This window comes from Actinomadura sp. 9N407, from assembly GCF_044326315.1.
Taxonomy (GTDB): domain Bacteria; phylum Actinomycetota; class Actinomycetes; order Streptosporangiales; family Streptosporangiaceae; genus Spirillospora.
In genome coordinates this window covers 25,287-48,528 of sequence record NZ_JBIRAW010000021.1, presented here as the reverse complement: position 1 = coordinate 48,528, position 23,242 = coordinate 25,287, and the positions used below count along the sequence as shown (strand labels likewise).

At 69.5% G+C, this 23,242-nt stretch carries 29 protein-coding genes and 2 tRNA genes; 14 read left to right on the top strand and 17 right to left on the bottom strand.

Features of this window, described 5'->3' with window-relative positions:
- Window positions 1–173 precede the first annotated feature (173 nt).
- Complete coding sequence (locus ACH34Q_RS29000) at window positions 174–626, bottom strand: YdeI/OmpD-associated family protein (protein WP_395986250.1); 453 nt, start codon at window positions 624–626, stop codon at window positions 174–176.
- 245 nt (window positions 627–871) lie between these two features.
- Between ACH34Q_RS29000 and ACH34Q_RS28995 the strand changes: the two genes are divergently transcribed.
- On the top strand, window positions 872–1,210 hold the full coding sequence (locus ACH34Q_RS28995) for a PadR family transcriptional regulator (protein ID WP_395986249.1): 339 nt from the start codon (window positions 872–874) through the stop codon (window positions 1,208–1,210).
- Window positions 1,207–2,148, top strand: a complete 942-nt coding sequence (locus ACH34Q_RS28990; RefSeq protein WP_395986248.1) for an HAAS signaling domain-containing protein — start codon at window positions 1,207–1,209, stop codon at window positions 2,146–2,148. Before ACH34Q_RS28995 ends, ACH34Q_RS28990 begins: the two co-directional genes overlap by 4 nt.
- Before the next feature lie 66 nt (window positions 2,149–2,214).
- Here ACH34Q_RS28990 and ACH34Q_RS28985 read toward each other — a convergent pair whose 3' ends face one another.
- The gene (locus ACH34Q_RS28985) at window positions 2,215–2,727 is read right to left on the bottom strand and encodes a DUF6896 domain-containing protein (RefSeq protein WP_395986247.1); all 513 of its coding nucleotides are present in this window, start codon (window positions 2,725–2,727) and stop codon (window positions 2,215–2,217) included.
- 210 nt (window positions 2,728–2,937) lie between these two features.
- Between ACH34Q_RS28985 and ACH34Q_RS28980 the strand changes: the two genes are divergently transcribed.
- On the top strand, window positions 2,938–3,120 hold the full coding sequence (locus tag ACH34Q_RS28980; protein ID WP_395986246.1) for a DUF3995 domain-containing protein: 183 nt from the start codon (window positions 2,938–2,940) through the stop codon (window positions 3,118–3,120).
- Between the two features lie 74 nt (window positions 3,121–3,194).
- Here ACH34Q_RS28980 and ACH34Q_RS28975 read toward each other — a convergent pair whose 3' ends face one another.
- The 4 genes from ACH34Q_RS28975 to ACH34Q_RS28960 all read right to left on the bottom strand — a co-directional run bounded on the left by ACH34Q_RS28975 (window position 3,195) and on the right by ACH34Q_RS28960 (window position 8,263).
- Entirely contained in the window at window positions 3,195–3,671 is a 477-nt protein-coding gene (locus ACH34Q_RS28975; protein WP_395986245.1) for a macro domain-containing protein, read from the bottom strand.
- 278 nt (window positions 3,672–3,949) lie between these two features.
- Window positions 3,950–5,104 (bottom strand): S8 family peptidase, encoded by a 1,155-nt coding sequence (locus ACH34Q_RS28970; protein ID WP_395986244.1) that lies wholly within the window; start codon window positions 5,102–5,104, stop codon window positions 3,950–3,952.
- A gap of 189 nt (window positions 5,105–5,293) precedes the next feature.
- Complete coding sequence (locus ACH34Q_RS28965) at window positions 5,294–7,429, bottom strand: hypothetical protein (RefSeq protein ID WP_395986243.1); 2,136 nt, start codon at window positions 7,427–7,429, stop codon at window positions 5,294–5,296.
- 75 nt (window positions 7,430–7,504) lie between these two features.
- A complete protein-coding gene (locus ACH34Q_RS28960) occupies window positions 7,505–8,263 on the bottom strand; it encodes an SDR family oxidoreductase (protein ID WP_395986242.1) in 759 nt (252 codons plus the stop codon).
- A 92-nt stretch (window positions 8,264–8,355) separates the two neighbouring features.
- Between ACH34Q_RS28960 and ACH34Q_RS28955 the strand changes: the two genes are divergently transcribed.
- Together ACH34Q_RS28955 and ACH34Q_RS28950 are read left to right on the top strand one after the other, a co-directional pair.
- Window positions 8,356–9,231: a sigma-70 family RNA polymerase sigma factor gene (locus tag ACH34Q_RS28955; RefSeq protein ID WP_395986361.1), complete on the top strand. Its 876-nt coding sequence runs from the start codon at window positions 8,356–8,358 to the stop codon at window positions 9,229–9,231.
- Window positions 9,232–9,301: 70 nt separating this feature from the next.
- On the top strand, window positions 9,302–9,880 hold the full coding sequence (locus ACH34Q_RS28950; protein ID WP_395986241.1) for an MFS transporter: 579 nt from the start codon (window positions 9,302–9,304) through the stop codon (window positions 9,878–9,880).
- Between the two features lie 263 nt (window positions 9,881–10,143).
- On the opposite strand, the gene ACH34Q_RS28945 is transcribed toward ACH34Q_RS28950, so the two are convergent.
- The gene (locus ACH34Q_RS28945; RefSeq protein WP_395986240.1) at window positions 10,144–10,302 is read right to left on the bottom strand and encodes a hypothetical protein; all 159 of its coding nucleotides are present in this window, start codon (window positions 10,300–10,302) and stop codon (window positions 10,144–10,146) included.
- A 188-nt stretch (window positions 10,303–10,490) separates the two neighbouring features.
- Between ACH34Q_RS28945 and ACH34Q_RS28940 the strand changes: the two genes are divergently transcribed.
- Both ACH34Q_RS28940 and ACH34Q_RS28935 read left to right on the top strand, forming a co-directional pair.
- The gene (locus tag ACH34Q_RS28940) at window positions 10,491–10,979 is read left to right on the top strand and encodes a hypothetical protein (RefSeq protein ID WP_395986239.1); all 489 of its coding nucleotides are present in this window, start codon (window positions 10,491–10,493) and stop codon (window positions 10,977–10,979) included.
- Complete coding sequence (locus tag ACH34Q_RS28935; RefSeq protein ID WP_395986238.1) at window positions 10,976–11,638, top strand: DUF2637 domain-containing protein; 663 nt, start codon at window positions 10,976–10,978, stop codon at window positions 11,636–11,638. Before ACH34Q_RS28940 ends, ACH34Q_RS28935 begins: the two co-directional genes overlap by 4 nt.
- Window positions 11,639–11,818: 180 nt before the next feature.
- On the opposite strand, the gene ACH34Q_RS28930 is transcribed toward ACH34Q_RS28935, so the two are convergent.
- Window positions 11,819–12,058: a winged helix-turn-helix domain-containing protein gene (locus ACH34Q_RS28930; protein ID WP_395986237.1), complete on the bottom strand. Its 240-nt coding sequence runs from the start codon at window positions 12,056–12,058 to the stop codon at window positions 11,819–11,821.
- A gap of 91 nt (window positions 12,059–12,149) precedes the next feature.
- Here ACH34Q_RS28930 and ACH34Q_RS28925 point away from each other — a divergent pair, with 91 nt between their 5' ends.
- Window positions 12,150–12,377, top strand: coding sequence for a hypothetical protein (locus tag ACH34Q_RS28925; RefSeq protein ID WP_395986236.1), 228 nt, complete (start codon window positions 12,150–12,152; stop codon window positions 12,375–12,377).
- Complete coding sequence (locus ACH34Q_RS28920; RefSeq protein WP_395986235.1) at window positions 12,374–12,655, top strand: hypothetical protein; 282 nt, start codon at window positions 12,374–12,376, stop codon at window positions 12,653–12,655. Before ACH34Q_RS28925 ends, ACH34Q_RS28920 begins: the two co-directional genes overlap by 4 nt.
- A 598-nt stretch (window positions 12,656–13,253) precedes the next feature.
- On the opposite strand, the gene ACH34Q_RS28915 is transcribed toward ACH34Q_RS28920, so the two are convergent.
- From ACH34Q_RS28915 to ACH34Q_RS28890, 6 genes are all read right to left on the bottom strand, one after another.
- Window positions 13,254–13,454, bottom strand: coding sequence for a hypothetical protein (locus ACH34Q_RS28915; protein WP_395986234.1), 201 nt, complete (start codon window positions 13,452–13,454; stop codon window positions 13,254–13,256).
- Complete coding sequence (locus tag ACH34Q_RS28910; RefSeq protein ID WP_395986233.1) at window positions 13,451–13,801, bottom strand: hypothetical protein; 351 nt, start codon at window positions 13,799–13,801, stop codon at window positions 13,451–13,453. Before ACH34Q_RS28910 ends, ACH34Q_RS28915 begins: the two co-directional genes overlap by 4 nt.
- Window positions 13,794–14,243 carry a hypothetical protein gene (locus tag ACH34Q_RS28905; protein ID WP_395986232.1) on the bottom strand — a complete coding sequence of 150 codons (450 nt, stop codon included), beginning with the start codon at window positions 14,241–14,243 and terminating at the stop codon, window positions 13,794–13,796. The genes ACH34Q_RS28910 and ACH34Q_RS28905 overlap by 8 nt, the downstream gene beginning before the upstream one ends.
- Window positions 14,244–14,388: 145 nt before the next feature.
- Window positions 14,389–15,714, bottom strand: a complete 1,326-nt coding sequence (locus ACH34Q_RS28900) for a DUF3631 domain-containing protein (RefSeq protein ID WP_395986231.1) — start codon at window positions 15,712–15,714, stop codon at window positions 14,389–14,391.
- On the bottom strand, window positions 15,707–16,132 hold the full coding sequence (locus ACH34Q_RS28895) for a hypothetical protein (RefSeq protein WP_395986230.1): 426 nt from the start codon (window positions 16,130–16,132) through the stop codon (window positions 15,707–15,709). The genes ACH34Q_RS28900 and ACH34Q_RS28895 overlap by 8 nt, the downstream gene beginning before the upstream one ends.
- Window positions 16,132–16,332 (bottom strand): helix-turn-helix domain-containing protein, encoded by a 201-nt coding sequence (locus ACH34Q_RS28890; protein WP_395986229.1) that lies wholly within the window; start codon window positions 16,330–16,332, stop codon window positions 16,132–16,134. The genes ACH34Q_RS28895 and ACH34Q_RS28890 overlap by 1 nt, the downstream gene beginning before the upstream one ends.
- Window positions 16,333–16,467: 135 nt before the next feature.
- Here ACH34Q_RS28890 and ACH34Q_RS28885 point away from each other — a divergent pair, with 135 nt between their 5' ends.
- Window positions 16,468–17,001: a hypothetical protein gene (locus tag ACH34Q_RS28885; protein ID WP_395986228.1), complete on the top strand. Its 534-nt coding sequence runs from the start codon at window positions 16,468–16,470 to the stop codon at window positions 16,999–17,001.
- Window positions 16,998–18,290, top strand: coding sequence for a tyrosine-type recombinase/integrase (locus tag ACH34Q_RS28880; RefSeq protein WP_395986227.1), 1,293 nt, complete (start codon window positions 16,998–17,000; stop codon window positions 18,288–18,290). Before ACH34Q_RS28885 ends, ACH34Q_RS28880 begins: the two co-directional genes overlap by 4 nt.
- A gap of 76 nt (window positions 18,291–18,366) precedes the next feature.
- Here ACH34Q_RS28880 and ACH34Q_RS28875 read toward each other — a convergent pair.
- Window positions 18,367–18,439 (bottom strand) — tRNA-Arg (locus ACH34Q_RS28875).
- 234 nt (window positions 18,440–18,673) lie between these two features.
- Here ACH34Q_RS28875 and ACH34Q_RS28870 point away from each other — a divergent pair.
- The 3 genes from ACH34Q_RS28870 (at window position 18,674) to ACH34Q_RS28860 (ending at window position 20,933) form a co-directional block, all read left to right on the top strand.
- On the top strand, window positions 18,674–19,102 hold the full coding sequence (locus ACH34Q_RS28870) for a hypothetical protein (protein WP_395986226.1): 429 nt from the start codon (window positions 18,674–18,676) through the stop codon (window positions 19,100–19,102).
- Between the two features lie 108 nt (window positions 19,103–19,210).
- Window positions 19,211–19,303: transfer RNA gene (locus ACH34Q_RS28865), tRNA-Ser, on the top strand.
- Between the two features lie 70 nt (window positions 19,304–19,373).
- Window positions 19,374–20,933 (top strand): protein kinase, encoded by a 1,560-nt coding sequence (locus tag ACH34Q_RS28860; protein WP_395986225.1) that lies wholly within the window; start codon window positions 19,374–19,376, stop codon window positions 20,931–20,933.
- Here the strand turns inward: ACH34Q_RS28860 and ACH34Q_RS28855 are convergent.
- Both ACH34Q_RS28855 and ACH34Q_RS28850 read right to left on the bottom strand, forming a co-directional pair.
- Complete coding sequence (locus tag ACH34Q_RS28855) at window positions 20,927–22,063, bottom strand: hypothetical protein (RefSeq protein WP_395986224.1); 1,137 nt, start codon at window positions 22,061–22,063, stop codon at window positions 20,927–20,929. The two genes, ACH34Q_RS28860 and ACH34Q_RS28855, sit on opposite strands and share 7 nt — an antisense overlap.
- Window position 22,064: 1 nt before the next feature.
- Entirely contained in the window at window positions 22,065–23,228 is a 1,164-nt protein-coding gene (locus ACH34Q_RS28850) for a hypothetical protein (RefSeq protein WP_395986223.1), read from the bottom strand.
- Between the last annotated feature and the right edge of the window lie 14 nt (window positions 23,229–23,242).

The following is a 23,242-nucleotide window of genomic DNA, read 5'->3' as shown; positions in this document are numbered from 1 at the left end:
GGGGTCACCCCGCTGTGTGATGCCGAGACCGGAGGGCGGGTTCGGGTGCGACCGCCCGGATCCGGGCCTCCGGCTCGTCAGGCGATGATCGTCGCGACCAGGGCGAGGACCGCGCCGCCCATCACCACGGTGTGCCGGACGTTCTGCAGGATGGGCATCGCTGTCAGCCCGCGTCAGCGCGAGCTGCGGCCTTCTTTCAGCATCGTGACCGCGTCGGTGATGCGCCGCTGCCGGGTCTCCGCCTTCTTGGCGCCCTCGACCGACAGGACGAACCAGCTCTTCTTGCTGTACGAGAGGCTCTCGAAGAACCGTTCGGCCTCGGGCTCGGCGGCCAGGGCCTCGGCCAGGTCCGCCGGGACGCTCACCACGCGCGGCTCGGTGTCGAGTTCGAGCTCGACGTCGACCTCCTGGCCGGCACTGACTCCCGCGGCCTCCCGGTTGCCGGCGTTGACGCCGATCAGGTACCTGCCGCCCATCGGGGCCACGGTCGATCGGTAGGTGTACCCGTTGATCGTGACCTTGACCGGCGGCCGCTTGCCGGCACCGAGTCCGAGCACGACGTCCTCCGGTACGGCGAACCCCGTCGCGGTCTTCCCGCCAAGCTCGAGCGTGACGCGAATCTTCATCCGAGGTCTCCCCTTTCAGCCGGTCTCACGGCCGGTCTCATCCATGCGTCGACCGGCCGATCCCTGAATCGACACTCCGCCGCAAGATTCTTCGGACGTGTTCAGAACTCACTCTTCAGAACCCGCGTACCCATGGGAAACGCCCGCGGTAGCGCGACTGTACGGGTCGCTCCGGCCGTCCAGGCATGCCTGCTACGCCAACGTGCGTGTGACATTAGTGTGTGGCGCACTGTATAGTGTGACTCGTGTCCACTGAGGAACTGATCCTGAGCCAGGCCCAGGAGCTGCGCCGCGGCACGGTCGTCCTGGCCTGCCTGGCGCTGCTCGAGCGGCCACAGTACGGCTACGCACTGCTCGAAACGCTCAACGCCGCCGGCGTCACCGTCGACGGCAACACCCTCTACCCCTTGCTGCGCCGGCTGGAGAAACAGGGCCTGCTGACCAGCGAATGGAACACCGACGAGCCCCGGCCACGGAAGTTCTACCGGGTCGGCCCCCAGGGCTCCCAGGTGCGCACCGGCCTGGTGCGCGAGTGGGAAGACCTCGTCACTTCGATCTCACGACTGATCAAGGAGAGCCGATGAGCTCGAACACGCTGACCGAGCGCTACGTACAGGAGGTCGTCCGGCGCATCCCGGGCGACCAGCGCGACGACGTCGCCGACGAGCTGCGCACCACGATCGCCGACACCGTCGAGGCCCGCGACCCGGCCGACCCGGCCACGGCCGAGCGCGAGGTCATCACCGAGATGGGCGACCCGATCCGGCTCGCCGCCCGCTACGCCGACCGCCCGCTCGCCCTGATCGGCCCCGACCTCTACCCCGCGTACATCCGGTTGCTGGTCACGCTGCTGTCCACCGTGCTGCCGATCGTCGTCGCCGTGCTCGTGATCATGGACGTGCTGGACAACAAGTCGCTGGGCACGGCGATCGGCACCGGCATCGGCACGGTGCTCACCGTCGGCGGCCAGATCATCGCCTGGCTCACCGTGGTGTTCGCCCTGATCGACCGGTTGGGCACGGGCGGTAAGTCGATCGCGGGTACGAACGAGTGGACGGCCGACGACCTGCCCGACAGCCCGCGGCGGGAGCGGCTCCGAGGCGCCGCGTTCGCCTCGGCGGCCTGGAACGGACTGCTGATCGGCCTGATCGCCTGGCAGCACACCGCCAAGCCGTACAGTGCCGACGGCGACCGGCTGCCGGTCCTCGACCCCGACCTGTGGGCCGTCTGGATCTGGCCGATCCTCGCCGGTCTCGCCGGCCTCGTGGTGCTCGATCTGGTCCGGGCCGTGCGCGGATCGTCCGTCCCGCTGGTCGGCGCGTACGCCCTCGCCCACGCGGTGTTCGCGCTGCCGCTGGCCTGGATCCTGTACCAGCAGAACTTCTTCAACCCCGAGTTCCTGACCGCCATCAACGGCGACGACTGGTCGACTCCGGCGCCCTTCTACACCGCCTCCGCTCTGATCGTCCTGGCGATCAGCGGCGGTGAGGTCCTCAAGCGCTTCCGCGAAGCCCGCAAGTGACCAGACCCTGACGCCCCTCCGCGCAGCCGGCGAGAACCCCTCCGCCGCGCTGCGCGGCCGCGTCGTTCACAGGACTCCCGCCAGCTCAAGCATCCGGTACATGTCGTGGTAACCGTGAACGCAGGCCCCCAGGATCCCGGGATACCTCCTCGAGGTCTCGGCGAAGAGCAAGAGGAAGTACGCATCGACCCTGTCGGGGAACTCGATGTTCGCCTCGACGATCACGCCGTTCTCCAGGTTCTCGAAACGGCAGTGCTCGCCATGCGGCCAGGCGATCCAGTTCTCCTCGGTGAACGCGCCCCCGTCGAACCGCCGGGTGAGGGAGCGCGCCCGTTCACGGAAGTCGGCGACAAGGGCTTCCAGCTCGGGGAGTACGCGTCGCGCCTCTTCCTCGCTGACCAGCTGTAGCGCCGTGATCCTCGCGGGCCCAGGGACGATCACGCGGATGCTCTCCCCGGCGAGTTGCGCGTTGAGCCTTTGCGCGATGGCGATCGACTCACCGGTGGGCACATCGAAGACGACGGCCTTGCCGCGAGTGGCAACGCGGCGAATCGTCTCGGGTGAAGGCTCCGAAGCCACCCGCAGATCCTCCCGGTAGAGAAGCCGGCGCCAGCGGCGCCACAGAACAGCATCAACCTAGACGCCCACGGCTTCCCCGAACGATCCACGCCGGCGATCACGGCCCTCCTCCCTACGACATCGAGCTCGTCGCCCGGGCAGTGCGAGGGGTCCTCGGCTTGACACCCGCCACGACCGTGACCGATCCGCTGACCGACACCGCTGCCCGGCATGCTCACCCGCCTGGGCATCGCCACCGTCGCAGGCGTGCTCCTGCTCCGCGGCAGCGCGGGCCTGGTCACCTCCGGATTCGCCGAACAGTCCACCACCTTCACGCGCTGGGACCTGGCCCTGTACTCCCCGTTCTGCCTGACCCTCGGCGCCCTCGCCGCCTACGTCGCCAAGAACGAGTGATCGTCAGGGTGGCGGCCATCTGACCAATGCGGCGGTCGGCACAATGCTCGCAGCCGGAGCAGGCGGGGGCATGGTCACTCGTGGTCGTAGACCGTTACCGGTACGCCCTGGGTTGTGAGGCGGTTGGTGATGAGGGGTTCTACTCGGGGCCACTTGCCGCCGGCCAGGCCGCAGCCTATTCGGGGCATGTGGACGGTGGCGCCCAGGTCCAGGGCTCGGGTGGCCAGGGACTGGAGGCATTGGTCCACGGCCTCGTAGCGGATCGGCGGGCCGTTCTTCTTGCTGGGTTTCACGCCGTGTTGGGCGACCATGTTGGCGACCCAGATGTACGGGTCTACTTGTACGAACTGCACGGCGCCCAAGGCGAAGTCGTTTTTGGCGCGGTCGCGATGCCAGGCACGGTAGGCGGCCTCTGGGGCGGGCCAGCGCTTGGAAATGGCGAGGACGAAGCCCTTGCCCCAGCCGCCACGGTCGTTGCAGACGTGGGCGATGAGCTTTACCCCTTTGGCCTGGGGTGAGGTCGCGTCGCCCTTGATGTACCGGATCGCCATGGGGCGAACCTAACGGTCAGCTCGGACGACCTAGGGCTTGTCTCAAGGAGCTTCAGCCACCGCGCGAGCGCGTTACCTGCCCGGGTGAGGCAAAGCCGAAGGCGAGCCTCACCCGGGCAGATCGCGAAGCGATGCCGCGCTCGCACAAGAACCGGTCACGGTGCGAGCCGCCAGGCGAGCAGCGTGGGCCGGGGCTTTTGAAACACGACACTGCCGCAAGGCCCGGCCCCGGCGCTCTGGGAGCGGGCGGGACGCCGGGGCCGGACCTTCCGGGGATTTCAGAGGGAACGCTTGTTGAGCAGCAGGTTCGGCGTACCGGACGGGTTACCGGTGATGACGCCGCTGGTGGCGTTGGACGTCAGCCAGCTGCGGATCGTGGAGTACGAGGCGTCACCGTTGGCGTCCTTGTAGAGGGCGCCGACTCCGGCCACGTGCGGGCTGGCCATCGACGTGCCGTTGATGGTGTTGGTGCCACCGTTCAGCCATGTCGAGGTGATGCTGGAACCGGGCGCGTACAGGTCGACGCAGTTTCCGTAGTTGCTGTACGAGGCCTTGGCGTCCGTACTCGTGCTGGCCGCGACTGCGGTGCCGTTGGCGGCGCTGGCGGGCGAGTAGTTGCACGCGTTCCGGTTGTCGTTGCCTGCGGCCACGGCCACGAAGACGCCGGAGGACGCGAGGTTGTTGGTGGCCGAGTTCACCGAGGACGAGTAGCCGCCCCCGAGCGACATGTTCGCGACGGCGGGCTTGGTGTGGTTGTTGGCCACCCAGTTCATTCCGGCGATGATGCCTGAGAACGATCCACTGCCCTGGCAGTTGAGGACGCGTACGCCGCGCAGGCTGACACCCTTGGCGACGCCGTACGCGTTGCCGCCCACGGTGCCGGCGACGTGCGTGCCGTGCCCGTTGCAGTCCTGGCCGTTGCCGCCGAACGAGTCGAAGACGTTGGACGCGCGGCCGCCGAAGTCGGAGTGCGAGGTGGCGATGCCGGTGTCGATGATGTACGCGGTGACGCCCGAACCCGTGGCCGTGTAGGTGTAGCTCCTCGACAGCGGCCGGTTCGTCTGGTCGATGCGGTCGATGCCCCAGGACGGCGGGTTGTTCTGCGTCGTGCTGGCCCGTACGACGCCGTCCTGCTCGATGGCGGCGACGCCCGGGGTCCGCTGGAGCCGCTGCAGTTGCTCGGCGCTCATCTTGGCCGCGAAGCCGTTCAGGACCTTACCGAAGCGATGGGTCGTGGTGATGCCGCGCTTGGAAACCGTGTCGCCGACCGACACACCCTTCTTCAGCGTCACGATGTACTGGCTGTTCACACCCTGACCGGGCGCGGCCAGCGCGACCGGGGTGTGGGGGGTGACGGCCTGGGCCGGTGAGGCCAGCGCGGCCACGAGTGGCACTGCGGCCAGCATCGCGACCAGGGGGAGGCGCCTTCTCATCGATACTCCGTTCTGCGGGAGGAGCGGCCGCTCGGGGGAACGGCCCGTCTCACGAAGTCGATCGATGAGTATGCTGACCAGGCTGGACATATCCGTCAACGGGTTCGATGGCGCCAGAATTCAACATTCAACGTCGTTCACACTCGATGTCCCGCGCGGCCGGCCGCGTTCACAACAAGGCACGCGGCGCTACTTGACGACCGCCAGCAGGGACCACCTTCCCGGGGCACCGCTGATCTGGAGGAGCGAGCCCGACTCGACGTCGATGAAGCCGCTGTGATCACCGGTCGCCCTGACCAGGGGTTCGACCGGCGCCATACCGGTGCTGACGCGATCGACTCTGAAGGCGCCCTTCCCTCTATAGGACGCCTGTACGAGCCCTGACGGCCCGGTGTAGAGCAGTACCGAGGCTTGCCTTCCCTCGATCGTGAGATCGAACGACCGCACACTTCTGGCGCCCGGCCCCAAGAGCACGTCCACGCCGCCGGGCGACCGTTCCAGGGGCAGGACGTTGATACGCCACTCGCCCCCATGGGCTCTGACCTGGAGAAGGGCTCCGGCCGGCATCGCGATCCAGGCTTTTTCGAGCGGATACGTCTTATGCATGCGGCGTGAGAACGCCATAGGACCGCTTGCGCGTGAGTACGCCGTCGGGCCCTTTCCGTACCGGCTCGTGAGGTCCGGCCCGCGCAAGGTGACGTCGTACGTCCCGCCTGTGGAACCGGCCACGTTGGCGGAAATCGTGGCGATCCCTGGCGGCCCGACGTACGACAGCAGTTCGGCCCCGGCGCCCGAGGCGCTGCCATCGAATTCACGTGCCGCTTCCGGGCCCGCGAGCTTGACCGTCCACGGCCCTCTCGCCTCGATGTGGAAAAACCGCTCGGTCACGTTCCCGGCGGGTCCGCCGAGCACTCCGTCGTCGAGGACGACCGTCGCGCAGGGGCCGTTCGACGCCAGGGGCCGGACGCGGCCGGACACGGTCCGGCTCACGGTCGCACGCAGGTCGCCGGTCTTCTCGGTGCTGATCTCGGCCACCACCGGCTGCGGGAAGGTCCCCTTGACCTTCACGGTCTCGGGCCCGCTCCCGTGGAACGCCGCCTGCTTGCCGTGGAAGAAGTGGTCGGCGGGCTCGAACCCGGGCTCCCGTACGGGCGGCTCCGGACGATCGCGGCTCAGCCACCGGCCGAGATCGGCGACCGCCCGCTCCGGGTCCGCGGCCCGGATCGCGATCCGGCGGAACGGGATATCTCGGTGCGGATAGGCGGGAAGTAGCCCACGGTACGACTCCTCCTGACTGAGGAGCCAGATCCAGTTGCCCCACCGCAGGCGCCGTACCGGGAGATGGACGTCCGTACGAAGGACGATGTCGAGGTTCAGCGGCTCCTCGAACGGGCTCAGCTCGGCACGCTCCCCGTCGGACAAGTACAGGGCGGGGCCCTCGGACGGGCCTGTCCCGCCGATGTCCGCCCGCCGGATCCGCGCGACCTTCCACAGCATCACGCTGTCCCAGATGAGCAGTTCCTCGTCCGCCAGCCAGATCCTGGGCCGGAACAGCACCAACCTGATGACCTGCACCAATGCGAACAGCAGCAGGAACGCCACGGACAGCACCCACAGCAGCAGTGCCTTCTGCTCGGGCACGTGAACACGTTCGAGCTCCTCCACCACCATCACCGGCGCCGTCACGACGAACGCCCCCAAGACCGGTAACGCGATGGTCCAGAGGAGCGTCCTCCTGCTCGACCTGGCCATCCTGATCCGCGTCACGGAACGGGGCCGCGCGAACGGACCCCAGCGGTCTCTCGCGAGAAGCCCGGCGGCCGCGGCGCGTCCGTTCCTCGCGAGATCGTCCAGCCTGACGCCGTGCCTCAGCCGCGCCCACGGAGTCCACCGGAGCAAGAGAACCAGGAACGCGGTCCCGATGGCTCCCATGAGCAGCGTGAAGATCGAAACACCGACCATGGTGCCCCAGTCCGCGGAACCGCCCACCGCGAACACGAACTCACGAGAACCGACGTCGAGCGCCGCCACCTGCTGACCGCGCTCGACGGCATCATCATCGAGGCCCCGCAGCTGGACGCTCGAATGGTCGTTCCGGTCAGAGTCGAATGTCCCGTACCAGGAACAATTCGACCCCTTCGAGCAGTGCAGCGTGTGGGCGGTGAACACGCCCTGATATCCATCGCCGTCGGCGGAACGCGCGGTCGGGCCGTACTCCCGGATGGCCGACCCGAGCCCGACGGCGACCAGCGCCAGCATCGAGACCACCCCGTACGACAGGACGGCGAGCGAAGGCTTACGCCGGTCCTTTCCCGGGTTGGTCATGGCGCCGACACTTGCATGAGAAGTGGGTCCGAGGAACCCTCGTCCCGGAGTTCTCCGTACGATCCGGCGGCGGTTTCACACCCGCTCGACCAGGAATTCCTCCCAGGTCCGCTTACCCATGTCGGCCCCTTCAAGGGACAGATTCTCGCCGGCCCGGTAGGCGCGGCCGGCCTTTCCCGGCATCCGGATCGGCATCATCGGCCGGCGCTTGCCGCGCGCCTGCAGGTACCCCCGGCTCAGCTCGCCCATCCCGTACACCTTCGGTCCGGCCAGATCGGGCACCAGGCCGGCCGGCTCGCCCAGCGTCAGCTCCACGAGGCGTGCTGCCACATCGCGTGCGTCGACCGGCTGGAACCGCAGTCCGCCCGGGACCGGTATCACCGGCATCTTCGCCATCGTCGACACCACGTTCAGGACCAGATCATGGAACTGTGCTGCCCGCAGCGTCGTCCACGGCAGCCCGGAGTCGGCAACGGCGCGTTCCGCCTCGAACTTCCGCTTGAAGTAGCCCAGCGGCACCTGCCCGGCCCCGATGACCGAGATGTACGCCAGGTGCCGCACCTTGGCCTGCGACGCCGCGCGTACGAGGTTGCGGGTCGCCTCATCATCGCCCTTGGGCCCGCCCGCGAGGTGCAGGACGATCTCCGCACCGTCCACGGCCAGCTCGATCCCCTCCCCCTTGAGCAGATCGCCCGTCACGTACTCGATGCCGTTCCCGGACTCGCGGCCTTGCCGGCTGAGCACCCGTACTTCGCAGCCGGCGTCCAGCAGGAGCGGCGTGACAAGGCGTCCCAGCGTTCCCGTTCCGCCGGTCAGCAGGATGGATGACGTCATGGCTTCTCCAAATTCGTTCGGTGTCCCGGCCGCATCAGGAGGATTTCCTGGGCCTACTGTTACGACCCCGGGCAAGAAAGGAACGTGACACGGTGGACGAGCGCGAACGGCCGGACGAGCGTTTCGAGGAGCATCGGACCCACCTGCGCGCGGTGGCCTACCGGATGCTCGGCTCGATGAGCGACGCCGATGACGCCGTCCAGGAAACGTGGCTCCGCCTCAATCGCGCCGACACCACCGACGTGCAAAATCTCGGCGCCTGGCTGACAACGGTCGTGAGCCGCATCTGCCTGAACGTGTTGCGCTCGCGCGAGCACCGCCGCGAAGAACCCCTCGACGCGCACACGCCCGGCCCACCGCCCGACCACGAGAACGACCCCGAGCAAGAAGCCGTCCTGGCCGACTCCGTCGGGCTGGCGCTGCTTGTGGTACTCGACACACTGACCCCGGCCGAACGGCTCGCGTTCGTGCTGCACGACATGTTCGCCGTGCCCTTCGACGAGATCGGCCCGTTGATCGAACGGTCCGCTCCCGCGGCCAGGCAACTCGCCAGCCGCGCCCGCCGCCGCGTCAAGGGCGCCCCGGCACCCGACGCCGACCTGCCCCGCCATCGCCGCGTCGTCGACGCCTTCCTGGCCGCGACCCGCGGCGGCGACTTCAGCGCGCTGGTCACGCTTCTCCACCCGGACGTGGTCCTGCGCGCCGACAAGTCGGTCGTTCCGACTCCCTCGTCCATCTTCATCAGCGGCGCCGGCACCGTGGCCAAGAGCGCGATGGCCGCCATGGGACGGGCCCGCCTCGCCGGACCGGCCCTCATCAACGGAACGGTCGGACTCGCGATGGCCCCTCGCGGCCGGCTGGCACTGGTCCTCAGCTTCACGATCATCGACGACCAGATCACCGAAATCGACGTGATCGCGGACCCGGACCGCCTGGACCGGCTGGACCTCGCCGTCCTCCCCGACTGACACGAGGGCCGACCGCCCAACTCGTACGGTGACCGGCCACCCACAGCGATATTCACCGGCGAGGCCCCCCATGCCCGCGCGGCCAAGCGCAGGCCGGGATCTGATCGGGCCGGGGCTGGGCGGCCTCGTCGCGCTGTACCTGCCCACCGTGACGGTGGGGCCCACATGGATGGATCACGCCCTGGTGGATCTGGGCGCGCCGACCGTCCCGTGGGCGTCCGTCGGCTACCTCCTGACCGCGGCGCTGACCGCGCCGGTCGGGGCGGTACTCGGCAGGCGACATCCGAACAGCATGGCCGCGGCCTCCGCCGGCCTCATGATCGTCGGATCGTCGCTGAGCCTCCTGGTGCCGAGCTACACGCTGCTGCTGGCGGGCCAGACCCTGTCCGGCCTGGGCGCCGGCGCGCTCGTCGCGACCGCGGTGGTACTCGCCCTCCGCGTGGGAGGCGGCCGGGCGCAGACGATCGGACTCACGGCCGGGCTCGGCACGTTCGCCGCTGTCCTCGGGCCCGTACTCGGCGGGGTGCTGACAACGACGATCGGGTGGCGAATGGTCTTCCTGATATCCCTGCCGCCGCTGATCCTGACGCTGCTGGCCTGCCTCGCCGGGGGCATCATCACGGTCACCGACCGCCCCGCGAACCAGTGAGGACGACCACACCGCCATAGGCCCCGGACGAGATGTCAACAAGGGCAAAAACAAAAGGCCACTTCCGTCAATGGAAGTGGCCTTTATCTCTGGCGCAGCCGGAGGGATTCGAACCCCCAACCTCCTGATCCGTAGACCTAGGCAGGAGGTCCGCCGAGGTTCACGCGGGTCCATGACCTGCGTAAGTGTCCGTCTACAGATCTAGGCGGACCTCGGCGGACCTCGGCGCGTTGCTACACGCGTTGCTACATGACACCTCGCGCCTACCTGGCCCTGCGCTTCTTAGCGTCCTTCTGGATGTGCTCCTCCAGCGCCTCGTTCACGACGTCCGAGGTCGTTTTCTTCTCGCGCTTGGCCATGTCCTTTACGGCGTTCCATCTGCCGTCCGGTACGCGGACAGAACGGACCGGCTTCTCGGCCACGGGACCTCCCTGCACTACAGGCGTATTACGAATCCTGCCATCTACGTGCAGTGTAAGGGTTGCCAAACAGATGTGACAGGTCTAACGTAATACGAAACCTAGGGATGACCTGGGAATGAAGCGGCCCCGAGTCAGCGATTACGGCGCTGGTCGGGGCCTAGAGATCCACCTTCGGAGAGGTCAACCCCATGGCAATGGAGCCTACCCACGGCATCACCTTCGACGCTGCGAGCCTCACCGAGGCGCAGGCCGACGGCATGGCCTGCGTGGTGTGCAGTGCCGACTACATGCGCGTGGACGTGCCGTCCATCCCCGTGGGCACCTCGGCGACCGGGTCGCAGGTGTTCGCCTGCGAGTCGCACGTCGAGCCCGCGGCCGAGGGCAAGTCGAGCAGTTGGCCGGAAGGGGAGCCGGCCACGGTCCGCCAGGCCGAGGCCGAGGCGCGCGAGGTGCGGGACCTGGCGGTGCGGTGGGCGGTGCTGGCCGAGCGGTTCCGCTCGCGTGACGAGCTGCTCGCGCGGGCCATGGACGACGTCGCGCGCAGCATGACCGACCTCGCGACCGCGGTCGCTGACGATGTGCCCGAGGTGCTCGACGGCGCGACCGCGACCGCTCGCGCCCGGCTCGACGCCTCGCGGGCCCTGCTGGCCGTGCGGCAGGCCGAGGGTCGGTCGTGAAGCGCGGGGATCGGTTGATCCGGTGGTCTGCTGCGGTCTCGGTGACGGTGGTCGCGGTGATCGCTGCGGTGATCTCCTACGGGCACGCCTACGCGCTGGTGATCGCGCACGGCGAGACCGGCGCGACCGCTCGCGCTCTCCCGCTCACCGTTGACGGGCTGATCGTGACGTGTTCCCTCGTTCTGCTCGACGCGGCCCGCTGTCGACGGCGGGCGCCCGTTCTGGCGTGGCTGCTGCTGGGAGCGGGGATCGTGGCCACGCTCGGCGCGAACGTCGCTCACGGGCTTGCTCACGGCCCGGTGGGCGCGGTGATCGCGGGATGGCCCGCGCTGGTCGCGGTCGGATCGTTCGAGATGCTCGCGCGGCTGATCCGTGGCGCCCGTACGGCCGAGCCGCCGGCGGCCGAGGTCGACCCGGGGCCGCCCGTGCTCGAGGTCGCCCAGGCCGAGGCCGAGCATGCGCCACCGGTACCGTTCCCGGCCGGTGGTCGCGGTGACGAGCCGCTCGCGGAACTGCTCGCGACCGCTCGCGACCGGTTCGCCGAGCCACTCGCCACCGGCGCCCTTCCCTCGGTGCGCGCGCTACGGCGGGAACTGCGCGTAGGGCACCCGCGAGCGGTCGCGGTCCGATCGGCGTTGACCGGTGACCGGCCGGGCTGATCCTCGGCATCTGGCGGCCATGAGGTGCGGGCACGCCCCCGACTGCAACGGGGGCGTGCCCGCCGTAGCGGCCGGGTACGAGGTGGGCCCTAGGGCTCGGGTAGCGGGTCCGAGGATCTAGGGCCCCGTCCGAGGTTCCTAGGGGTCCGCTGGCCTGCATCCTCGTACGCCTCGGACGGGCTAGGGCCCCTCGTCCGGCTCGACGACGAACGTGCCCCGGCCGGACAGCACCACCACAAGACCGCGCTCGGCGAGCACCTTCGTAGCCCGGACGATCGTCATGCGGGCCACCCCGTACTCCTCCGCCAAACGGTCGATCGCTGGCAGGGCCGCACGCGGCTGCAACCGGCCGTCCCTGATCTGCGCCTCGATGTCGTCGGCGATCTGCTCGTACCGGTACCGGGTCGGGTCCCATTCCATGCCCGGGAACGTAGACAGCCCCAGACCCTCGTAACCTCCCAGGTCAGGCTAGAGACTTCCATAGCCTTCTATAGCCTTCTACGCTGACCCCATGGCCGAGCAGCCGAACATCACAGCCCATGACCTTCCCCTGATCCCACCCTCGCCCGGCGAGCAGCTCGTCACCGTGCGGGCGATGCGCGAGCGGTACGGAGTCCTCGCCTGGTACGGGCAGGCCACCGGCGCCTGGTGGGCGCTGGCCGGCGGGCGCCTGGTCGAAGGCCAGCACCCGCAGCACCTCGCCGAGGTACTCGACCGCGGCCGGGGGTGGGCGAGGTGACCGGGCAGACGAAGCGGGCGAGGTGGCCGCGCGAGGCTGCCCGGCCGCGGTATCCGGTCGTCGGCGGGTACGTCGTCGAGCCCTCACCCGCCGGCGTGTGGTTCCTGGTTGACCCTGACCCGAACCGCGCGCGCGAGATCGTGGGAACGTTCTTCAAGGACGGGCCCGGTCTCTGGCGGGGCAAGGGGCCGCGCGGCCTGGTGCTCGTCAAGCCGATCGACGACGACACGGAAGACCCGCACCTGGTGATGGCCGAGAGACTGGTCGCGGACTACTAGACCCCCGCGGCCCGGGTGAACCCATGCGCCCCGGGCCGCGGGCCTGACGCCGTGGCCCCGGATGTCCCGCGCGGTGACGCCGGGGCCACGGCCCCCCGAAACGCTGGCGATTCTCGCGCTCCCGGCACTCTCTGAGCCCGTTCCGGACGTAGAACAGGGCCCCGTGGGCCCGTTTTGTCCATGCGCGGCGGGACCCCACGGGGCCCGGTCTGCCTGATCAGGGCACATATGGGCCTGTACGCACCGTGACGGCCTGGGAGCCTGTAACCCGTACAGATTGCGATCAGCTAACCCCGCCGTTTCGTACCCCTGCCCTGAGGGGGGCCTCCCCCACCCCTGGGTGACGCTGCGTGAGGTGCGTCGTCGCCCTCGCCTGCGTGATGCACCTGTCGGTGCGCCGCGCGTGGTGCTGGTGGTGCGGCCGGGCGTCCCCGGTGTCGACCCGCACCACCGGCCGCGCGTGTCCGGCCTGGTGGCCGTGCCGCGGGCGAGGGTGACGACGTGCGGCGCAGGCAGATCAACGCGGGAAGAGGTGGCCCGCTCCCTGCCTTACCTCCCCGTGGTCCCGCACCATGGCGCCGGTGCGGCGGGGTGGGCTTCACGCCGGGGGTGGAGTCTGGTCGGTGGGCGGGGGGAGTTGCCGTAGCGCCTGGGCCTCGGTCTGGTCGATCGCGTCTCTCCACGCGCCCACGAGCTTGACCCACTGCGGCGATCCCTCGGGGAACCGCTGGGACGTGACGACCTGGGACTGCGAGCGCATGAGCGCCGCCCACGCGCGGATGTCCTCGGCGCGTCTCATGACGGCGCCTCGGTGCAGTCCGCGCACCGGGGGGTGTCCGGCATCCGGTCGGCCCGCCCGTAGTAGGTGATGGGCGTCGCGCACCCGGTGCACGTGGCGAAGCTGAACACGTGCGGGCTGCCGGTGGCCTGGGCTGCGCGCTGGTACTCCAGGCCCTCCCGGACGTCGGCGCGCGGTGGCGCCTCGGCCGCCTCGTACATGCCGGGGTCGGTGACGTCGTGCTCGTGCCGGTCGACGATCATCCCGCCGGGCAACCCGTTGTCGGCCCACCGGGACGGTTCGGCCGGCGCCTCGGTGGGTGGCTTCCAGTCCTCCGGCAGTGCGCCGGGGGTCAGCTTCTCAGCCACCGACGTTCACGCCCAGGGCGCGCAGGCGGTCGCGCTCGGCGTCGGCCTGGCGGCGCGCGGCGCGCTGCTCGTCGGTCTCGTGCGGGTGCCGGACCCGGTCCATGACGTCGTCGGCGCCGGTCTCGTCGGGGGTGTTGTCGGACCAGTCCGGCTCGTCGCCGAGCAGGCTGTCACCGGTGTGCATGGCCTTCAGGTGGCCGAGCGTCATCTGGTCGGCGAGCTGGTGGAGCACGAACGGGCCTTCACCCTCGCGGGCCTGCTTGGCCAGGGCGATGCAGTCGGCGCCGATCTTCTCGCGCATGGCGGTGTCGGTGATGCCCGCCTCGTCCAGCGCGGCGGCCAGCTGCGAGCGGGTGGCGGGGCGGTCGCTGGCGGCCATGCCCAGCACGTTGCGCAGCTTGGCGCCCTCGGTGCGGATCATCTTGAGTTCGGTGCGGTCCATCGGATGTCTCCTGTCTGCTCTGGTCTGCTCGGCTGCCCGCCCGGCCGATCCGATGCCGGGCGGGGCCTTGTCGTCGCCGAGCAGACTTACGACACATCTCCGATAGTACGCCGAACTATCGCGACCCATCGTTATCGATGACCGGTCATGAGGCGGACCGCTCGCATGCCGGGTCGTCGTGCCGTGTCTGGCCCGGCTCGATCACGGTCATGGGCCCGCCGCACCCCGCACAGCAGGGGGTATCCGCTACCGGCGCTACTTGCGCTACTCCGCTGGTCAGAGAGGGGGCACCGGTAGCGGGTAGCGTTCGCTGTCCGCTACCCGCTACCGCGCCCATGCCGTTGACCTGCGCAGTAGCGGAAGTAGCGCCGGTAGCGCTCCCCTCCTGCCCAAGCGGGATGTAGCGCGCCCAAGCGTCGTGCAGATGCTCCCGCCGGTAGCCCTTCCGGTTGACCCCGTCTTCCTTGACGTCCATCGAAGAGACGCCGAACGGCTTGAGCATCTTGGCCAGATCACGGGCGCCGAACGGCTTGCCGTACCAGTCCGACCATGGCGCCTCATCGAGCTTGCAGAGAGCGTCAAGGATGGTCGCTCCGTGCAGTGCGTCGGCGTCGCCGAACACCTCGCGGAGATCGGCCAGCAGCCGCACACCGACCGTGGTGTCTTCGTCGGCGGCCGAGGTGAGGACCCGGCACGCCTTACGCGCCCGGTCCGGCCAGGCGCCGCCGGCGGCGTCGGCGACGGCGATCAGCGGTTCCCAGTTGTCGGCGGCCCGGTCCTCTACCGGCATCTCCGGTTCGGCGTCGGTGAGCGCGTCGAGCTGCCCGCGCATCCACGCTGTGAGCCGGTCGCGCAGATCGTTCAGCGCGGGAGCGTCACGGCGGGTCCGGAACGGCTGGACCTGCTCGCCGGGCGCGCGCCGCCGCATCGCCACGATCACGGCCCGGTCCTCGATGGTGTCGGGCATCGAGCCGATCCCGGCCAGCGCCGCCATGGAGAACGTCGGGCAGTTCTCCGGCACCTGGGCCGCGGCATTCCACCGGATGTACGGCCGGTTGCGCTGATGACCGGCGTTGATCAGCCCGCGCAGATCCTCGTGATGGTCGGCGGCCTTCTTCCCGAAGTAGGTGTCAGCCTCATCGAGCAGCAGCGTCGGCGGGTCGTCCTTGATGGAGCGCACGAGAGCGGCCGGTGAGATGTTCACCGCGACCAGCGGGGCATGGCACGTGGTCTCGATGATGTCGAGCAGCCGGGACTTACCGCACCGCTTCTCAGGCGCCTTGATCACGAGACGGGTCGCGTGCTGCCACGCGGGTTGAGCGTGCGTCGCAGCGATCCACAGCGCCACAGCGTCGGCGGCCTCGGCCGAGGGGAGGATCACGTACCGGGTCAGCGCGGCGCGCAGGTCGTCGAGCAGCTGCGCGCCGTCGTCGACTTCGAACCCCGGCACGAAGTCGAGAGGGCTACTCACGCGGCCGGCCCCGTCCCGACATCATGTTGCCGTTCCAGTCCTTGGGGCCGCCCGGATGGTCTCCCGGCCGCGGCTTGCCGAAGTCCTCCCGACGCCCGTCCCACCGGATGCGCTCCAGCTCGTCGTGCTTGGGCGACATCGCCAGCCCGCGCACCTTCGCAGCGAGGTACGACCAGGCGCGCGCCATGTCGTTCTCGGCCGCGCGGTACCCGACCTCCCGGCCGGCCATGAAACCCGCCCGGTATCCCTCACTGAACGCGGCCCTGTCGATGCGTTGCTCCCTGACTGCCGAGTCCGCCAGCATCTCTACGGCGACGACGTACGGGTGCCGTACGCTGGCTACGACGTGATGCCTGCTCGGCTGCTCGTCCACTACGGCCCCGGCGCGACTGCCGGGGCCGTACTCGTTGGCAGTCATCAGGCGGCACCCTCGCCGTTCTGCTCGGCGAGGCGGTCCCGCATGAAGGTCACCAGCGCTTCCCGCGTGATGAACCGGGACCGACCGACCGTGAAGCTTTGAAGCTCACCGGCCTTGATCAGCTTGAAGAGGGCTGTCCGGCCGATCGGGAAGACGTGGGGGACTTCCTCGGCCCGGTACGCGAGCGGCTCAACCGTCAACGCGACCTCCAGGGGTCTAGGTTCTGCAACTTAAGCGCTTGGCAGATTCCTACCAGCCCCTGACGCGTCCGCGCAAGTTCGCTAACGTATGCGCGAACCTTGATGTACTTAGGCGAACGGCTGTACGGTGCGACGATGCACATCTCTCGCGACGGGTGGTGTTCGATCTCGCCACCCCTCGGCCTGGACGGTCTTCACGTACGCGTGAAGCTCACCGACACCGGCCGATTCAAGATCACCGATCTCTACATGCACGGCGCCGAGGTCAGCGCCGAGGCTCTGCGCGCGGTCTCAGTGAGCCGTCTTGAAGCAGCCATCAACGCGCCCACGTCTCAGGAGAAGGGTGCGCTGGACGCTTGGGCACAAGGCGGTAAGGGCCACCAGGCCGATGACGATCTGACGCTCCCGGCGCTCCGCGAACGGGCGGTCAAGGTCGCCGAACGGCAGCAGCGGCGGGCCAGAAAGCTCGGCCGACCGACCGGCGAGAACCCGGATCAGTTCTATCGAGAAGTGGCGTTCGCCTACTCAGAACTTGCACGGACAACGCGGGCGCCGGCCAAGACTCTGGCCGAGGAATCCGAGGTGCCCACCACGACCGTGCATCGCTGGGTGCGGGAAGCGCGCCAACGTGGATTCCTGCCTCCGGGCGAGAAGGGCAGGGCCGGGTGAGCGAAAAGGTGGCCAGTAAACCACGCACGCGCGGCAATCGGGAGGGTGCCCCGTATCAGCGCAAGAGCGACGGGAAATGGGTCGCTACCGTCTACCTCCCCAACGGCAAACGCAAGCCGGTATACGGCAACAGTCGCACGGAAGTTGTCGGGAAGAAGAAAAAGGCCGAACGGGAGATAGAAGACAACCTTCCGGTCACGGCGGGTCGTACGGACACCGTCGGGCAGTACCTGATGCGGGTGTGGCTCCCGGTCACACTGGCCCAGCGTGTGAAGGCGGGCAAGCTCGCCGATTCCACTCTCGACTCGTACCGGGACATGGTCGAGAAGCACATCGTTCCCCACCTCGGCCGGGTGCGCCTGGTCGACCTCGGCACGACGCACATCCGGTCATGGCTGCTGGAACTGGCAGAGAAGCCGTCCAGCCACACCCGTCGGAAGTTGCGCCCCGGGGAGAAGAAGCTGCCGCCGCCGGCGAAGCTGTCGACGCGCACGGTCGCCTACGCGCACGCCGTGCTGCGGAAGGCGCTGAATGATGCCGTTGACGACGAGTCGGTGAAGCGGAATGTCTGCCTTCTGGTCGATGCGCCGACCGTCGACCGCAAGCCGCCCCGCGAGTTGACCAAGGACGAGGTGCGGCAGCTCCTGGCGGCCGCGGCCGATCATCGGCTGTGGGCCTACTGGCTACTGCTGCTCGCCCTTGGCTTGCGCCGCGGTGAAGGCCTCGGCCTGCGGTGGGATGACGTCGACCTGTCCGCGGGCACGGTCCGCCTTTCCCTGTCGGTCCAGCGGTTGCGGGGCGAGCTCGACGAGAAGACGGGCAAGCGCAAGGGCAAGCTCGTTGCCAAGGGACTCAAGACGCCGGCGAGCAAGGCCACATTGAAGCTGCCCGCCTTCGCGTGTGTGGCGCTGCGCGAGCACCGCACGGCGCAGGAGGCCGAGCAGGACACCGCGAGGATCTGGCATGACGAGGGTCTGGTGTTCACGACCGTGATCGGGACGGCGCTTGAGCCGCGCAACGTCAATCGGGTGTGGGAGGAGATCTGCCAGCGTGCCGAGGTCGAGCGATGCCGGGTCCATGACCTGCGGCACGCCTGCGGGTCGTTCCTCTTCGCCGATGGCGTGGACCTCAAGGTGATCCAGGGCGTTCTACGGCACACGCGGCTCGCGACGACGAGCGAGATCTACGTGCACCTGCTCGACGAGGTGAAGGACGCTGCGGCTGAGTCGATGAACGGCGTGCTGGTCGACCTCACCGCAGTGAAGAAGCGGCGGGAACGGGCTTCCTAGCGCGCGTTGCTACATGCGTTGCTACAAAACGATCATGGCGCCCCTTGAAGATCAAGGAACGCCATGGTGGGAGGTGCGCAGCCGGAGGGATTCGAACCCCCAACCTCCTGATCCGTAGTCAGGTGCTCTATCCGTTGAGCTACGGCTGCCGGTTTCCTGGCTCTCACCAGGGCTTCGTTGCCGCACGGGAGTCTAGCAGCTTCCCGGCCGTGGCAACGTCCACCAGTGTAGGGCACCGAACGGGGTACCCGCGCATGGCAAAGGTCTTGCTGAGGGTGATGGAACCGTTCGTCTGGGTTGTGCGCCCAATAGGGCAACCGATATAGAACTGGCGTACGAGGTCTTACCCTCACACGTCACCCCCCGCTGAAGGAGAACCCCCCATGCGCATGTCTGCCACCCAGCTTGTCGGCGCCCTAGCCCTCGGTGGCGCGCTGCTCTTCTCGACCGGCTGCGGCCCCCTCGCCTCCGTGGTCGACGGCGGCGCCAAGGACGAGGCCTGCAAGAACATCCGGACCGAACTGTCCTCGGTGCAGGGCAAGATCGCCAAGCCGGACATGAGCAACCCGGGCGCCGGCCAGGAAGCCAACGTGAAGCTGTACCGCGACACCGCCTCGAAGATCCGCAGCGAGGGCCAGAAGGCCGGCGGGGACGTCGAGACCGCGGCCGACAAGGTGGCGAAGGACCTGGAGGGGCTGGCCGAGATGATGGCCAACCTCGGTTCGGGCAACCCGCCGAGCACGAACTCCGGCTCCTCGCTGATCCAGAGCGCCAGCGAGCTCGGCAAGGCCTGCGGCATCTCCGGCATGTGATCGGACGGCGGAGACCCCGGCCGGCAGGCCCGGGGTCTCCGCTCGACCGGCCCGGACTTTGCCGGTCGGGCCGCTGACCGGTAACCTGTCGTGAGCCTGAGGGCTTCTGGAGGATTCGCCTAGTCCGGTCTATGGCGCCGCACTGCTAATGCGGTTTGGGTTTACCGCCCATCCGGGGTTCAAATCCCCGATCCTCCGCCACTTGACCAGGGAGCACCCGCCGTGCGGCGGGTGCTCCCTGAGTCGTTTGGCGGGGCTGGAGGGTTGATCGTTGGGGCCGCAGGCGTGGGGGATCGCTGATTTTCCGGCTGGCCTGCTGGGACGGTTCGTCCCGGTCAGGTTGCTGGAGGTCGGCGGGGAATCGGTCGTCTTCCTGGCCAGGGCCGCCGGCGGGGCGGCCGACGTGGTGGTCAAGGTCGACCAGGCGTCGCGGGCTGAATTCGATCAGCTGCGGCTGCTGTCGCTGGGGGACTCCGCCAGGCATGTTCCGAAGATCCTGGATTATGGCGACACCGTCATGCGCGGGGTCCCCGTCGGGTGGATGGCACAGGAGTACTGCCCGTACGGCTCGCTGCATCAGGTGATCTACGGGAGCGCGCCGCCGGCCGGGGACGCGGAGCTACGCCTGATCATCGCCGAGCTCGCCGAATGCCTGAACTTCTGGCTGGGCGACCTAGGGCTGACGCATACGGACGTGAAGCCCGCCAACATCCTGGTGCGGTCGCGCGGCCCGTACGAGCTGCTGATCGGCGATTTCGGGGGCACCGCGCGCAACGTCCGGTACGAGGGCTCCGAGGAGGGCGTGGCGGCGACGCTGTCCTACGCGTCACCGGAGACCGTGCGCGGCCGCAGGGGCGCCCCGGCGGCCTGGTGGGCGCTCGGGATCATCGCCTACGAGCTGCTCCTGCACCGGACGCCGTACGAGGGAATGCGGGGCGCCGAGGTCCAGGAGATGCTGCGTGCCGGGCGGAGGCCCGTGCTGGACGAGGTACATGATCCGGCCTGGCGGTCGCTGATCGAGGGTTTGCTGACCGTCGAGCCGGAGCGGCGCTGGAGTTATGACGAGGTGGCCGGGTGGGCGGGCGAGAACCGCCGTACGCGCTTCGACGGCCGGACGTACCGGAGGATCGAGCACCTCGTCGATGACCTGGAACGGGACTGGGCGAAGGGCATCGGCTGGCTGGCCGGCAACGGCGGCGTGATCGCCGACTGGCTGGTCGAGCTGGGCGCCGCCCCAGGCGAGGTGCAGTACCTGCGGGGGCTGTCGCCCGGCCGGGCACCGCGTGCACTGGCCAGGCTGACCTCGCGGGTGATCCCCGAGGTGACGCCGCGCTACAAGGGGCGTCCGATCGACGCGCCGGGGCTGCTGAGGCTCGCTCAGGGCGGCGAGGCGGAGCAGCGGCTGCTGCAGCAGGCACTGGACGGCGGCGTGCTGGAGTACGCGGCCGGGCACCGCTGCACCCATCCGGGCTGCCGGGGACGGTGCTCCGTGGTCGACCGGGTCCATGCGGAGGTCCCGGAGATCATGGGGCGGGCGGACGCCCGGCTCGGCTGGCTGCGCGGCCGGATCGTCGAGAGCTACCGGGGGCGGGGGCCGGCCGAGCTGCCGTCCGCGCGCGAGTGGACGATGCTGTGGGCGTGGGCGACCGAGCTGACGCTGTGGCCCGAGGCCGCGGCGCGGGCGCGCGCGCTGGCCGGAGCGGTCCCGCCCGGGGTGCCCTGGTGGCCGGACTGGCACCGGAGCGCTGATCCGGTGACCGTCGCGGGACGTGCCGATCTCGTCGTGGCGCAACTGCTCGCCGGCCACGCCTGGCGGGTCTCCGGTCAGTAGAACAGCCGCGACGCCTCGTCCATGGGGCCGTCGGGCTCGTCCACGGCGATCCTCGGTACGAGCCCGGCCATGCTGAACAGCGACAGCAGCGGGCGCAGGACCCGCTGGGGCCCGAAGTCCTCGTCGGGGAACACGCGCTCGGACGGGTCGCGCTGGGAGACGCCGGAGGCGGAGGCGAAGTGGATGGTGATCGGCGCGGCGGCGGAGTCGAAGGGCTCCAGCCACAGTTCCGCGCCGTGCCGGTTCAGGAACGTGTAGGCGTCCCGGCTCTCCTGCCGCATGCTGCGCAGGTCGTCGAGCGTGTTCTCGTCCGGCCGCCCGAGCCAGCGGGTGACCGTGTCGTCGTCGTCCAGTCCGTTCAGTACGTCGGACTTGGCGACGACGATGACGGCCGGGGGCAGCCGGCCGTCGCCGGAGGCCCGGGTCCGCCGCAGCTGCGTGATCGCGTGCGTGAAGCCGGGGTCGGGGACCCAGGGGTTCCAGGCGTCGCCGACCTTGAGCTTGTCCCCGTCGGCGACGTAGATGACCGCGTCGGCCACGCTCATGAACGGCGTCTCGTCGTAGCGGTGCCCGGTGAAGTGCTCGCCGGGGACGTCGAAGAACCCGACGGCGTGGCTCCTGCCCGTCTGCCTGCTGGACACCCGGAGCGCGTAGACGAACTCGGCCTGCCCGGCGCGGGTGCTCGGCAGGACCTCGTGCCGTTCCAGGAACGGGCGGATGCGCTCCTCGTAGAAGCGCTGCCGCAGCCGCCCGTCGAGCGGCTCGATCCGCAACTCCTGGGCGAGCATCGCCCGGCGCCGTTCGAGCTGGGCGATCATCGCGGTGAGCAGGTGCGTCTTGCCGGCCGCGGTGGCACCGACCAGGCCGATGATGAGCGGGTCCAGATCGCCGTAGTCGACCGGCAGCAGGTGCGGTTCGCCGTTGCCCCGGCACTGCCGCATGGCACCGAGCGTCCGGTGCAGCCACCGGGTCTCCGACTCGTCCGGTGTACGGGTGAGCACCTCGGGGCCTTCCGGGGTGTCCTTGACCAGGGGCAGCTCGCCGTAGTCGGACCAGTCGAGGTGATTCAGGCAGTACGGGCAGATCTTGAGGTCGCGCGGCGCCGGGTGCTGTGGGGGCGGGACGGTCATGTCACATCACCATGAAGAGGATAAGGAGGACCAGGATGAACAGGGCCGGCCACACCAGCAGCGGGTGCGGACGGCGTTTTCCGTCGTCGCCGACGTTGAAGGGGAAGTCCTTGGGCAGGGACGGGCGCACCGTCCCGGGCTCGGGTCGCGGCCGGGGAACGGCCGGGCGCGGCTCGGCCGGGCCGGCGAGCGGACCCGCGTCCGTCGGCCGCTCGTGCATCATCTTCCACAGCTCGTCGAAGTTCTTGCCCGCCTGACGGTCGCCGTCGTGGACGGGCGGCGCCGGTGAGATCACGGCGGTGCCGTTCTCCATCCTTTCGATGGTCTCGGTGGTCTCGGTCTTCTCGGCGTCCTTGACCGTCGTCCCGCCCGGCGGCGGCGGTGCCGGCGGACGGGGCGCCACGGCGGCCGGACGGGGCCAGCCCGCCATGCGTGCCAGCAGTTCCCCGGCGGTGGCGGCCGCCCCCTCGTACACCGGGCCGAGCACCATGGCGAGGTCGGGATGGGAACGGGTCAGGAACCGGAACTCGTCGTCGCGGGGGATTCCTTCGCTGTGCAGCCCGAACGACGACTCCTCACCGGAGGCGAACCAGGAGAGCAGCCCGACGGCGTTGCGCACGTCCCGGAGGAGTTCGCCGTCGCCCGTCTGGTTGGTCGCGCTGCTCAGATCGGCGATCTGCAGTCCCTCGCCGTCCCAGAAGACCGTGTCGGGCGCGATGGCGCCGTGCGCGTAGCCGTTGTCGGCCAGCACCTGGAGCGCGGAGAGCAGATCATGGGTGGGCTGCCAGAGCTGCGCGGCGGCGGGCAGGGAGCTGCGCCGCTCGCCTGCCAGCGCCCGCCCGCGGCGGGTCTGCAGCAGCCGGGCGCCGCCCTCGTCGGTGTCGAGGTCGTCGCCGAGCAGTTCGGCGAACAGGGGGGTGTTCACTCCCACGATGCCCAGGCCGCTGAACACGGCGACCTCGTTGCTGAGCGCACGCCGCCCCCATTCGCCGGAGGCGACCTTGTAGAGGCAGTCGGTCTCCCCGCCGCCGGGGCGCCGGGCGGTACCGTACCGGCGGCTGAACCGGGGGCCGTGGTGCGCGCCGTGTTCCAGGGTCAGCACGAATTCCGCGCGTTCGCCGGCGGCGCCGGCAGGCGTCCTGAGCTGTACGGTCTCGGTGGTCACCCCGTCATATCCCC